Genomic DNA, 12,125 nt, shown 5'->3' with positions numbered 1-12,125 from the left:
ATTGATGAAAATCCGGTTGTCTTTCCACAACATTTGTAACTATGATTCTGATTTAAGTCAAATGGTTTAATAGCTGTTTTTAGTTGCGTACATTTAAAGCCATTGTGATTCGCTAACTTCTCTTCTTTTACTCCAATGCCAACGTTCGTTCTTCTAATCGCCTACATCCTGTCATTTTCCGCACCGCCGAAGCCACCAAAGACCTATCCGGTCGGGCAGATTAAAACCAGTATGGGCGAAATTCTCTTTTGGCTGTACGACGAAACACCCACTCACAAAGCCAGTTTTGTTAAGCTAGCTAACCAGAATTATTGGGATACGCTGACGTTTAACCGGGTGATCAAGAATTTTGTCGCGCAGGGTGGTTGCCCGGATACACCGGCTGGTTTTGCTGATTCGCCATACTTACTGAAACCAGAATTTCGACCAACGATCCGGCACGTTTACGGAGCGGTGGGAGCCGGACGCGACGATAACCCGGAAATGCTATCGGCGGGTTGCCAGTTCTACATTGTACAGAACAAAAAAGGCGAACACCGTCTCGACGATAAGTACACGGTTTTTGGGCAGGTTTTCAAAGGAATGGACGTGGTAGACGCGATTGTCGCCGTGAAGACCGACTCGACAAATACGCCACTATCACCGATAAAACTTGATGTCAACGTAATTAACCTGACAGCTGGTGAATTGAAAAAGCTCGGCTACGCAGTGAAGTGAGATGGGTTAAAAGTTTGGCGGTGAGGGTTTGGTGTAGGGTTCTTATACGCCATGTCTCGAAGATATGGCGTATAAGAACCCTGCACCAAACTTACTGCTTCAACAAAAAAGCCGTTATATCCGCAACTTGCTGATCGCTTAAACCCATTGAAGAAGGTTCTGGCATCAGGCTGGTTTTGTATTGACGGCGGGATGCCACCTGATTGGTCGGAATGGTATGCTGCTGACCTTTGATGCCTTTGATAACGATGGCTTGTGATCCATCGCTGACCAGGAAACCGTAATACGTTTGCCCGCCTTTCGTGGTAATAAGCCAGGGCTCGTAGCCAAAGGCAATGCCCGCGCTTGGGTGAATGATGGCATCAAGCAAACCACTTTTGTCGAATTTCTGGTGAACCTGCGTCAGGTCAGGGCCAACGTCGGTACCCTGCTGGCTGTACCGATGGCAAGTTGCACACATCGCTTTAAACAGACTTTTGCCCGCCTTGGCATCGCCGGAGAGCATCGCTATTTTGGCGGTCGAAGCATCCGCCGTTGCTACCTTAGCCGGTTTAACCGCCGTCGGTTCAGGAGCCGATGGCTTCGTTGACGCCGTTTGTTCAGCAACGGCTGGCGGAGCGGGTTTTGGCGATGTAGGTTGCTCTACAACAGGCCGAGTTGCTGGCTTTGCTGGTGCGCTACGCTCCACAACTAGTTGAGTGTCTGGTTTGGTCGATACGTTTCGTTCGGTAGTGGCTTCAACCACTGCCTTTGTTGAAACGGTCGGTTCAACCGCTACCTGAGAGGTAGGTTTGGTCGATGTGGCTTGTTCCGAAACCGGCTGCGAAATCGATTTCGGTGTTGACGTGGTTGTCGTTGGCCGCTTCCAAGGGAAATCTACTTTACCAAGTGTCCGAACTTCCTGATCCTTGTTGGTCCGAATACCGGGCCCGGCTGCTTTGATCAACTCTTCTGACAGTTTTTTCTCCGCTGCCAGGTCGATTAAGATTCTGGCTCCCTCTGCATCCCGTGACAGTTCGACGGCGATCTTCCGCTTTTCATTCTCCGAAACATTATCACTAAGTAGCTGCTGCCGTTTATCAAGCAGTTTCTGGTCTGATGTCGTTGAAGCCGCTACTACGGGTGCCGATTCTTTCCAATTGAGGAACGTTGCCCAATCATTGCTTCGCCGAAAACCGACCCAATACGTAGCTTCGTCAGCAATTGCTTTATCGGATGATTTTGTCAGTTCGACCATTGTGTTAGCGGCTGCCTGGGTCTTGATGAAGCCAAGCGTGGTAATGGCTTGCCGACGGGCTTCTGTTGTGAGCGTTTGTGCTTCAGCTCGTTTTTTTAGCAATGCAACTGCCGAAGCGGGGTGAAGTTCCCAAACCAAATTGGCCGTACGCTGATCCCATTCGAGCGGATCTTTGGGCATTGTCTGGAGCATATCAGCAAATAAAGCTTCTTCTTTGCCATCGGCGGCCTCCCCTAGCGCTGTCAGGTAAAAACGATCTCGTCCATCGTAACCCTTGACCAGATTAAGGAGTGTTAACCGACACTCATTGTAGGGAATGTCGCGCAGGGCAACCGCAACTTCGCGCCGAACAGCTGCGCTTGGATCACTTGACAGGTTGCCCAGCAAGGGTAAAAGGGCTTGTTGGGAAGCGGTGAGCGTTGGGTTTGATTTTGAATTTTCGGGTGTAATGCTCCGCAATGCCCGCAATGCCGTAATACGTACGGGTGCATCCGGTGCTTTTAGCAGACGTTCCACTTCAAACTGTCCTTCAGGACCGAGCTGAGCCAGCAGAAAAATGGCCCGTGCCCGATGATACGGGTTTGGCGAAGTCAGTAACGCGAGCACTGGCTCAACGACCTTGTCACCCTGCTCCTGCAACGCGTCGAAGCCGAGCGTCCGTACGTTAACGGCGGGGTTTAATAAAGCCGCGATCTGTCCTTGCGTCGTTTTAAGATCGATTTTTGGCGTTCTTAGGCGTTTACTCTTTGGCGTTATACGATAGATACGACCGTACCCTTTGGTATCCTGCATTTGATGCCCACCAACAACGGGATCATACCAGTCGGTAATGTAAATAGCACCGTCTGGCCCAACGGCTACATCACTGGGTCGGAACCACTTGCGGGGATCTTTCTCGGCTTTGTTCCACTTGTAGTTATCATCCGTTTTGGGAACGCTGCTAAGAAAATCAGTACGAGGTATTCGGTAGCCTGCCCCCCAAGGCTCAGATCGGTAGGCAAAAACCGCATTGCGACCGGCATCGGCACCTAGCAACATTCCCCGGTATTGCGCGCCCAGTTCATCACCTTCGTACACAACCAGGCCCGTCGGTGATCCTGCTCCGGTAATATCACCTGAAGGCATAACACCCGGATCTTCCTGGTGCCAGTGAGCAGTCGATGCCGTTTGGCCGGGACGCTTGTCACCCTGCCAGGAACGAGTGCCGTCTGCACTGAAAAAGCCAGCGTTCGCTCCTTCCATAAGCCAACTCGTTCGACAAGCCATCACTTCGTCGTCGTTGTCAGCCTGCCACATGTTGCCGTAGGAATCGAGAGCCGTTTCGTAGCTATTGCGAAAGTTATGCGCCATTACTTTCAGGCCAGAACCATCCGGATTGACACGCAATGTCATGCCACCCGTCCATACGCGTCCATCGTCGCTGATCTGCTTGCCGTGATTAATCTTGTTATAAGGCGATCCACCGACAAACAAACTACCCGAACGAAGTGTCCAGCCTTCCTTGTCGGCTACGGTATGCGGACCGGCATTGCCTACGGTAAAATAATACTTGCCATCCGGTCCGGCGACGAGAGCATGAAGACCGTGATCGTGATCCAAGCCACCGAAACCTTTTAGTAAGATCTCTTTATGGTCGGGTTTGTCATCGCCGTTCTCGTCGGTATAAACGACGATGTTTGGTGAACAGGAAACAATGACTTTGTTACCGATAACAGCGATGCCAAGCGGTGACACCAGATCCGGGTCCTGCACAAACACTTTGCTGTCATCAGCCTTGCCATCGCCGTTTGTGTCTTCCAGGATCATGATCCGTTCACCATCGGGATGACTAAGCCGGTTCTCTGATTTGTTATTGAATTGGCGAAAATTAACGGCCTCTGTTACCCAGACCCTACCCCTAACGTCGATGTCCATGTTGGTAGGGTTATGAAACATTGGTGCTTCAGCCCACAGCGTCGCTTCAAGGTCGTCGGGAAGATACAGCGCACTCGAATCGTCACGAACGAAAGAACTGCGTTGTTGAGTAGGTTCGTTGCCAGAGGAAGGCGATGCAGGCGTAGGCCGTTGAATAAACTGTCCAAATAGATAAAGCAAACAAGCTGTCGTCAGGACAAATGGTCCAGCCGAAAGAGATAAGGTTGTTCTCATAAAATCACTCGCTACGCAGGTCAGAATCGAAAGGTCATGTACGTGTTCATGGTACTGTACAATACGGTTTCGTTCTGGTACAGCTCCTTCGATTGATAACTAACCCGGATAATCAACATTGTGTCGCACCTGTCAAGTTAATCGACTACTTGCAGACGCCAGTCATAAATCAAGCCAACTCGCTACGGCCTCGGTCAGTGTTACAAACAAGTAACTTGAGGTAATAGTCTGTTTACTATACAGAGATTTACGATTTATTTAACAACTAAGTTTTTCCAAAGGTACATTTATTAACTTAACGGGTGAATAGTATTTATCATAGCGCTAACTGGCTTTTTTACTAAATGCCCAAAAATTTTTCTGCTCTTCCAACTGTTTCTTAAGGAATAGAGTCTTTTAGGTTGTCAACGTGATATGCAGGATGAATACGCACTAGTCGAAGGATGCCGACGACAGGACCGAATTGTGCAGCGACAGCTCTATGAGCGGTTTGCCGGAAAGCTCTTTGTCGTCTGCAAACGGTACGTTCGTGATCCTGACGAAGCGGAGGATGTATTGCAGGATGCGTTTGTTAAGATTTACAAACACATTGATTCGTTCCGATTCGAATGTCCATTGGAGGCCTGGTTGAAGCGAATTGTTATCAATACAGCGCTTAAACATTTACGGAAATTAAAACCGTGGGAAAATACAGCTGACATACAGGATTTAGCTCCGGTCCTGCCCCAGCCCGACGAAAGTTTACCAACACTGAATTATCAATATCTACTACAATTAATTCAAGAACTACCGGCTGGTTGTAGAACCGTATTCAACCTGTACGCAATCGAAGGGTATAACCATCCCGAAATTGCCGAAATGCTGGACATTGCTGAAGGAACGTCGAAATCGCAGTACTCCCGCGCGCGGAGCCTCTTACAACAGAAACTACAATCGGACAAGCGGTTTGCTGACGGACTTCCTACCGTAGACCGCCCTTTGTGAGCAATACTAATGAGATGGACGAATTAGAAAAAAACATACCGGATGATTTCTGGCGAAAGGCTTTTGACGAAGCCTCGGAAGCCCCGCCACCTCGTGTGTGGGACGCTATTGAACACCGGTTGGATGAATCAAATAACCCAAAAATTCTACCTCTCTGGGGAGCAGGGCTGCTTGCGTCAAAGTCCTTTACCTGGGGTGCTGGTATTGCCGCTGCGCTGGCTTTACTACTGGTAGGCTGGTGGCTAACCGGAACGCAATCGACGAACTCGCAAATCGCTCATCAGCCGAAAGCGGTCCCGTACGAACAGCACCTAACAGCACCGGACAACCAACAAAGTTTGTCCGCAACAGAGAGTGATGAAAAGCCGTCAGTAGCGCCAGAAGCCGTTGCTATTGCTGGGAAGCAGCCAAAGCATTCCGCATCAACGGGAAGCTTAGCAAATAAGCCGTCAACGGAACCTTCCGTAACAATTACCGAGGATCAGTTATTGACCCAGCGGATGAGTTATCGAGTTAAAGAGCATCTACCGGAGGCTGAGCCGATGTTACGTTCACAGGCAATGCCGACGGGTTCCGCGCGGGCTGTTGCTATTTCGTCAACGGAGAACCGGGCATTTGCCGCCACTGTCAATAGAGCCGCAGTGGCTACTGCTATCGTCCATGATGAAACGGATGCATTGTACGCCAGTCAGATTGAGCAATTAGCTTTCCGTCCAATGCGGTTACGGTCGCTGGACGAAATACACCGCATTGTGTGGTTTCGACCGGCTGAACTGTCAGCGGAGCCGGATGTGGTGAAGCCAAAGCACGAGTCCAAGGAGGTTTGGGCGTCTGTCAGTATGATGCCGAGTTCGTTTAATCCGTCTGTAGCCATTCGCTCGGCTCAGCCAGCTATGTTTACGGCATCGGCTAACGCCAATCAACCGTCGATCAACAGTCGGGCGAATTTTTCGGTCGCTTATCAGGCTGGAGCCGGGGTTCAATTGACCGAACGATGGTCCGTTGAGTCGGGAGTTGGCTATCTGGCTGGTCATTCGACGGTGCAAAGTCCCAACCAAGTAGGTATGAGCATGGTAAGCGATCTGTTGCAGAGTACGAATCGTAACGCAACAGCGGGTAATCTGTACGTAAATGCGGTTCGGAATAGTGCGAACAACGTAGCCGCGGATGTGATGAACAGTGCACCTGTCGGTAATTACAGCAGTGTGTCCGCCAGTAATTTTCAGGCGTACGATGCTCGTCATCAGCAGGATATAGCCAACAACTACGAGTACGTTCAGGTGCCGGTTCAGATCGGTTATCAGCTTCGGCCCCGTAAGCGGTTGAGCATGGCTCTGCTAGGTGGTTTGCTGACGAATATTTTTGTGCGTAACACAATCGGTGATGAGCTGGTCATTACCGGAAAAGACGGCGTATATCGTCCGTTGGCTTTGGCCGCGACGATGGGAGCCCGTTTCCGGTATCGTCCATCACGTCGTTGGTCGGCGTCGTTGGCAGGTATGTATCAACCCTCATTAGGGGTAGGTACCCGCTCCGAGTCGCAGGTAGAGAGTTCGCCGACTTCGGCAGGGATGAGTTTTGGTCTTGATTACCACTTCTAACCCACTCGATTATGAAACTCCGTGTGATCAATATGCTGCTCCTGGCGGCACTGATCGGTTGTACGACTGTTTCTCCTGAAGATACACCTACAGCCGACGATTTAATTATCCGTACCGGTACATCGTTTGGATTCTGTGTCGGATACTGTGTCAGAGACTATACGTTTAAGAGTACTGTTGTTACGCTTACCCAAAAGGAATCGCGTAAGCCACCGCAAAATCCCGAAAAAACGTGTCAAGCAACCATCAGCCAGACGGACTGGAACGCGTTAAAAGCGTTGGCAAATCTTGAAAACTTCAGTAAGCAACCCGAGCGATTGGGGTGTCCCGACTGTGCAGACGGAGGAGCTGAATACATAGAGCTTCAATCCGGTGACAAGTCCCACCGCGTTACGTTCGAATACAACGGCACCATTCCCGGATTTGAATCGTTCGTTGAGGCTTTACGAGCACAGCGAGCCGCCTACAAAGAATGTCCGTAAACCTTGTTTAGGCTGACAGCTATTGCTATTTAAGGCAAGCAATTAGCCTGAACGTAAATCGCTAACTCCGTTATGAAAACTAACTTTTTTTCAACACTGACCGTCGTTACCGCTAGTGTTCTACTGACGGCTATTAGTTGTCAGAACAGTAGTGTGTCGCCTTCACCCGGTGAAACCACACCTACGGGTGAATTACGGGTGTCGGCTCCGTTTGCCAACCAGACTACCCAGTTTGCGTTTGATCTGGCGAAGCAGGTGAATGCAAAGGAAGGATCGGCTAAAAACGTTTTTATTTCTCCGTTAAGTCTGCACATCGCGCTCGGCATGATCTTGAACGGGGCTAATGGAACAACCGCTCAGGAGATTCAGAAAGCCTTGAATCTGGATGCTCAGACACTGGCCGAAGCGAACCAGACTTATCAGAACCTGATGGAGAACCTGCCGCTGGTAGACCCCAAAGTAACGTTGGCGCTGGCAAATTCAGTTTGGTATCGGAACAGCTTCTCGGTAGCTACCTCGTTTCGGGATGTGCTGAAAAATACGTTTAAAGCCGAAGTATCCGCCCAAAATTTCGACGATCCGGCTACAGTCGGTAAAATCAACGGCTGGGCCAGCGAGAAAACAAACGGTAGAATCCCGAAGGTTATCGATCAGATTCAGCCCGATAACGTCATGTTTCTGCTGAATGCGCTTTATTTCAAGGGTGACTGGAAAAGCCAGTTCAAGACCGAACAGACAATCGATGCGCCGTTCAAACTGGCGTCGGGTGGTGAGACAACGGTGCGTATGATGCGGCAAAATACAATTGTCCGGCAGGCGTTTCGACCTACCTATTCAGCCTTTGAGCTACCGTACGGTGCCGACAAATTTGCCATGACGGTCTTGCTCCCCGCTGAGACAACGTCTGCCGACGCACTTCTGACGAGCTTTAGCGGTTCGGATTGGAGTCAGTTGCAAAAAGACATGGTGACTAGTTCGCTTGATTTAGGACTGCCAAAATTTACCTTGACTTACGAAGTCAACTTAAATGACGTGTTGAGCGCAATGGGGATGCCTACCGCCTTCACCGACCGGGCTGACTTTACAAAAATGAATCCAACCGGTGGATTGACACTTAGCTTCGTGAAGCAGAATACGTTTGTAGCCGTTGACGAGAAAGGTACGGAAGCTGCTGCGGTTACCACGGGCGGTGTATCAACAACGTCGATACCGATGCCGAAGCTCTGTGATCGGCCATTTGTATTTGTTATTCACGAAAAATCGTCGGGAACCGTGTTATTTGTTGGAAAAATCGCCGATCCAACAAAAACAAATTCATGAAGCGTAGACAATTAATGGCTTTTGTGATCCTGCTCATGCTGGCAGGATGCGGTAAACGGGAACATGTTGTCCCACCAAGTTTGGCAAAATTGGTCGGTACGTGGCAGCTGATCGAACCTGACTCGTCGTATGCCGTTACTTTAACCTTTACGTACGATAACAACAATCCACCAATCGACATAACGCCGTTCATTATAAATGGTCAGTCTTCGGTCAACACATATACTGCACGCATGTTCGCCACCGTCGACGGAACTATGCAGATCAACGAAGTCGTGCGTACCGAAAAAGCAGGATCGGCCGCTGCCATGCAGTTTGAGGAAAGCTATCTCGCCAATCTGAAAACAGTAGTGCGGTTCGAATCGCCGACGGAAAACAGAATTCACCTTTTTCACGGTGGCGCCAAATCTGGCGTGCTCGTGTATAAAAAGCTATAGTAGTATGAAGCGCTTGCAGAGAGTCTCATTTGTTGTTTGTCTATTCTTATTGGTATTGAGTTGCGAAAAGCGAACGTGTGGCTGTGTGCCTCCGCCCGAATCACCGTTTGTTGGTGACTGGAATTTAACCAGGATCACGTACGGATTGACGCAAAAGTCGGTCACGCCTGCCGAAGCTGGCTATACGGAATCATTATCCTTTTTAAACGGTAAGTATAGGCAGACAAGAAATGGAATTCCTGTTCAGACAAGTGACTATTCCGCTGTTTATCCAGGCAGCAGCAGTTCAGAGGGACTGATTTATTTTCGCGCCGATTCAACCCAGCAATCGTTTCGATTAGCGGGTAGTAAACTAATTCTTTCGGAACGTGGTCCCCGGGGTGCGGTTATCGCCGACGGGTCTACTTACGAATACAGTCGTTAAAGGTTGGTTAGTCAGTTATGGCTTAGAAATCGGAAGGCATTATTGACCAACAAATCTTGCGTACTTTTTGTCAACTTTTTGTGTAAGACCAATATTGCCCGGCCGTAATCAAGACAGCCGGGCAATTTATTTTTGCTGTCTGGCAACGCTTTCAATGATTTGAGGGTCTTAGTGGTAAATCCAAACACCTTAAGCCTATGAAAGTTAACCCTTTACTCTTCCTATGGGCACTCCCTGCTTTATTACTGACCAGTTGTACCGATAAATGCGAAGAAACGCGTACGGTCAAACGGTTCGTACCGATCACACTCACGCTTCGTCAGGTTCGCGAAGGCGTACGTGTTGAAGAAGCCCGCACGCTGCAAAAACCGGGAAAGATTTATACCAAAGACGGCTATCTGTTTATTAATGAAGTCAAGGAAGGTATTCACTTAATTGACAACCGCAATCCCGAATCGCCACGTCAAATAGCGTTCTTACGCATTCCGGGCAATGGTGATATGGCTGTTCGCAACAATATTCTCTACGCCGATAGCTACATGGATCTGGTCGCTTTTGACATCAGCGATCCGGCCCAACCGCGTGAAGTCAGCCGGGTCGAATCCGTGTTTACGAACGGACAATTCGAGGGTGGGTCCTGGGTCGTCAATACGCAGAACGTATCCCTAAGCGATCAACGGGTTGAGTACGTAACTGAGACTGTCAAAACAGATTGCGATGCCGTAGGGCAATGGAGTAGCTGTCCTAACTGCGTTTTTTTTGACGGGTTTGCGAATGCTGGCTCGCTTAGTTCGCCGGCACCTAATACAAACGGTACGTCAGGATCGATGGCGCGCTTCGCCCTATACGATAATTTCCTGTACACCGTAAGCCAGTCGGATCTGCAACTGTTCGATATTCAGAATGCGGCCAAACCTGCGGCACATAATCGTATTAATCTAGGCTGGGGTATAGAAACAATCTTTCCGTACAAAGACAAATTGTTTATCGGTTCGCAAACCGGGATGCATATTTACGATAACGCCAATCCAGCGAACCCTACTCGTTTGTCCACGTTCGAGCACGCTCGTGTCTGTGACCCTGTCGTGGTCAACGATAACATTGCTTACGTAACGCTGCGAAACGGGACACAATGCGGAGGATTCACCAATCAGTTGGATGTGATTGACATCAGTAGCCTGACAAATCCTCGTCTGCTGAAAAGCTATCCTATGCAGAATCCGCACGGTTTGGGTGTCGATTTTCCGAATCTCTTTATTTGCGAAGGCGCAAACGGTCTGAAAACGTTCAACGCGCAATCGGCAACGGATATCAAACAGCTGAAACATCTAACGGATATGAATGCTTATGATGTAATTCCGCTTCAAAAAACCTTGTTGATGATTGGTCGCGACGGACTTTATCAGTTCGATTATACCAATCCGTCTCAGTTGCGTCAGCTTAGCAAAATAGCGGTCAAACGACCTTACTAAACCGCTCTTTGCTATGAGAAAGACAGTATTATTACTGCTGGGCCTGATGCCCATAGGAGCATTTGGCCAAACCGAACCGTTCAAGCCTGTTTTTACGAACATGACAGAAATAGGTATTTCGCTGGGCCAAGTTCGATACGGCAACCAGTTCAACGAGTCCGTGAAGAAACGAGCTAATCTTACTGCTCAGACGTTTAATGGCGTTCAGCTGAGCCCTAAACTAGCCATTGGTGGAACTGTTGGCATCGACTGGTACAGTTCCGCCTTATTTACACCTGTCTGTGTAGGAATACGTTATGACCTGGTGCGGCCAGGACAGAAAAACCTGCGCGTTTTTACAAGTTTAGATTCGGGTTGGGGCTTCACCTGGCTAAATGAAGATCCTTCCGGTTACAAAACGTCTGGCGGATTGGTCATTGCGCCGGGAGTTGGTTTTCGAATAGGTAAGCCTACCAGCACCAATTTTGTCATATCACTTAGCTATAAGCGTCAGGAAGCGGATGTAGAAAAACCACTTTTCTGGAATGAACTAGCTAAGCATGAGACGCGAACATACAACCGAATGAATCTTAGGCTAGGAATTTCATTTTAAATGATGACCAAATGAATATTCTTCGTCTTAGAGGGTACACGAGGCAAATTGATTTAACAATTTTCGCCTTTGTGAAGTTGTATGTTCCGGTATACATTCCGAAATGCCACTTTAATAAGAAATTATTTTTAGGAATCGGTTACTTTGTACCCTGTTTGTTTTCCGAAGAATAAGTTCTGATTGGTTAGAAGAACAAGGTTCGTTTTATTGCCTCGAAGCGGAGGACGTTTAAGAATGAGCTTAGAGTTAATGCACAAGAGAAATATGGAGTCTGGATATTGGCATTCACATCAGCAGGAAAACTGGAGCGTTGTTCCCGTTAAGCAAAATTCACAGGCCGTAGCTACTTTGTCAGCAAGTATGGACGAAGAGTTTGTCGATACAATAGCTACTGAGATACCTCAACCCATCGAGTTCTCGAACAAAATTCCTTCTTGGAGCGATTTAAAATACATTATGAGAAAAACGGCTATGGTTGTAGTTGGTGTGACACTTTTTGTCGCGGGATATCGTCATATTCACCGGCAGACAGAGTATGTCACAGCAAAAGCAGCGCAAACAAATCCCGGCTATTCAACAACACCCATCACCATTTCAGAGGATATCAAGCAAACGGCAGCATTCCGGCTTGTGAAACCTTCCTGAGTGATAGATCAACAAAAAAGCCCCGCTGAATTCAGCGGGGCTTTTTTGTTGACCGTCAGACGAAAC

11 protein-coding genes are annotated in these 12,125 nt (G+C 48.7%); 10 read left to right on the top strand and 1 reads right to left on the bottom strand.

Annotated elements, in window-relative coordinates:
- Positions 1-135 precede the first annotated feature (135 nt).
- The gene (locus tag M0L20_RS08960) at positions 136-717 is read left to right on the top strand and encodes a peptidylprolyl isomerase (RefSeq protein ID WP_248476561.1); all 582 of its coding nucleotides are present in this window, start codon (positions 136-138) and stop codon (positions 715-717) included.
- A 91-nt stretch (positions 718-808) separates the two neighbouring features.
- Here M0L20_RS08960 and M0L20_RS08955 read toward each other — a convergent pair whose 3' ends face one another.
- Complete coding sequence (locus M0L20_RS08955) at positions 809-4,102, bottom strand: PVC-type heme-binding CxxCH protein (protein ID WP_248476559.1); 3,294 nt, start codon at positions 4,100-4,102, stop codon at positions 809-811.
- Between the two features lie 414 nt (positions 4,103-4,516).
- Here M0L20_RS08955 and M0L20_RS08950 point away from each other — a divergent pair, with 414 nt between their 5' ends.
- From M0L20_RS08950 to M0L20_RS08910, 9 genes are all read left to right on the top strand, one after another.
- The gene (locus M0L20_RS08950; protein WP_232560464.1) at positions 4,517-5,086 is read left to right on the top strand and encodes an RNA polymerase sigma factor; all 570 of its coding nucleotides are present in this window, start codon (positions 4,517-4,519) and stop codon (positions 5,084-5,086) included.
- 14 nt (positions 5,087-5,100) lie between these two features.
- Complete coding sequence (locus M0L20_RS08945) at positions 5,101-6,687, top strand: hypothetical protein (RefSeq protein ID WP_248476557.1); 1,587 nt, start codon at positions 5,101-5,103, stop codon at positions 6,685-6,687.
- An 11-nt stretch (positions 6,688-6,698) separates the two neighbouring features.
- The gene (locus M0L20_RS08940; protein WP_248476555.1) at positions 6,699-7,169 is read left to right on the top strand and encodes a hypothetical protein; all 471 of its coding nucleotides are present in this window, start codon (positions 6,699-6,701) and stop codon (positions 7,167-7,169) included.
- Positions 7,170-7,241: 72 nt separating this feature from the next.
- Positions 7,242-8,489: a serpin family protein gene (locus M0L20_RS08935; protein WP_248476553.1), complete on the top strand. Its 1,248-nt coding sequence runs from the start codon at positions 7,242-7,244 to the stop codon at positions 8,487-8,489.
- Entirely contained in the window at positions 8,486-8,926 is a 441-nt protein-coding gene (locus M0L20_RS08930; protein WP_232560460.1) for an META domain-containing protein, read from the top strand. Before M0L20_RS08935 ends, M0L20_RS08930 begins: the two co-directional genes overlap by 4 nt.
- An 85-nt stretch (positions 8,927-9,011) precedes the next feature.
- Entirely contained in the window at positions 9,012-9,350 is a 339-nt protein-coding gene (locus tag M0L20_RS08925; protein WP_248476551.1) for a hypothetical protein, read from the top strand.
- Positions 9,351-9,547: 197 nt separating this feature from the next.
- Positions 9,548-10,822 (top strand): LVIVD repeat-containing protein, encoded by a 1,275-nt coding sequence (locus M0L20_RS08920; protein ID WP_248476549.1) that lies wholly within the window; start codon positions 9,548-9,550, stop codon positions 10,820-10,822.
- A 13-nt stretch (positions 10,823-10,835) separates the two neighbouring features.
- A complete protein-coding gene (locus M0L20_RS08915) occupies positions 10,836-11,414 on the top strand; it encodes a hypothetical protein (protein ID WP_248476547.1) in 579 nt (192 codons plus the stop codon).
- A 234-nt stretch (positions 11,415-11,648) separates the two neighbouring features.
- A complete protein-coding gene (locus M0L20_RS08910; protein ID WP_248476546.1) occupies positions 11,649-12,059 on the top strand; it encodes a hypothetical protein in 411 nt (136 codons plus the stop codon).
- The last annotated feature ends 66 nt before the right edge of the window (positions 12,060-12,125 follow it).

The organism is Spirosoma liriopis (assembly GCF_023196085.1).
Lineage (GTDB): Bacteria > Bacteroidota > Bacteroidia > Cytophagales > Spirosomataceae > Spirosoma > Spirosoma oryzicola.
The sequence above is the reverse complement of the archived record's forward strand: the minus strand, read 5'-3'. Positions and strand labels throughout refer to the sequence as shown.

Bases quoted from the DNA above. Each gene is read 5' to 3' on its own strand.
- M0L20_RS08960 (WP_248476561.1), top strand. From the start codon at position 136: ATGCCAACGTTCGTTCTTCTAATCGCCTACATCCTGTCATTTTCCGCA.
- M0L20_RS08955 (WP_248476559.1), bottom strand. From the start codon at position 4,102: ATGAGAACAACCTTATCTCTTTCGGCTGGACCATTTGTCCTGACGACA.
- M0L20_RS08950 (WP_232560464.1), top strand. From the start codon at position 4,517: ATGCAGGATGAATACGCACTAGTCGAAGGATGCCGACGACAGGACCGA.
- M0L20_RS08945 (WP_248476557.1), top strand. From the start codon at position 5,101: ATGGACGAATTAGAAAAAAACATACCGGATGATTTCTGGCGAAAGGCT.
- M0L20_RS08940 (WP_248476555.1), top strand. From the start codon at position 6,699: ATGAAACTCCGTGTGATCAATATGCTGCTCCTGGCGGCACTGATCGGT.
- M0L20_RS08935 (WP_248476553.1), top strand. From the start codon at position 7,242: ATGAAAACTAACTTTTTTTCAACACTGACCGTCGTTACCGCTAGTGTT.
- M0L20_RS08930 (WP_232560460.1), top strand. From the start codon at position 8,486: ATGAAGCGTAGACAATTAATGGCTTTTGTGATCCTGCTCATGCTGGCA.
- M0L20_RS08920 (WP_248476549.1), top strand. From the start codon at position 9,548: ATGAAAGTTAACCCTTTACTCTTCCTATGGGCACTCCCTGCTTTATTA.
- M0L20_RS08915 (WP_248476547.1), top strand. From the start codon at position 10,836: ATGAGAAAGACAGTATTATTACTGCTGGGCCTGATGCCCATAGGAGCA.
- M0L20_RS08910 (WP_248476546.1), top strand. From the start codon at position 11,649: ATGAGCTTAGAGTTAATGCACAAGAGAAATATGGAGTCTGGATATTGG.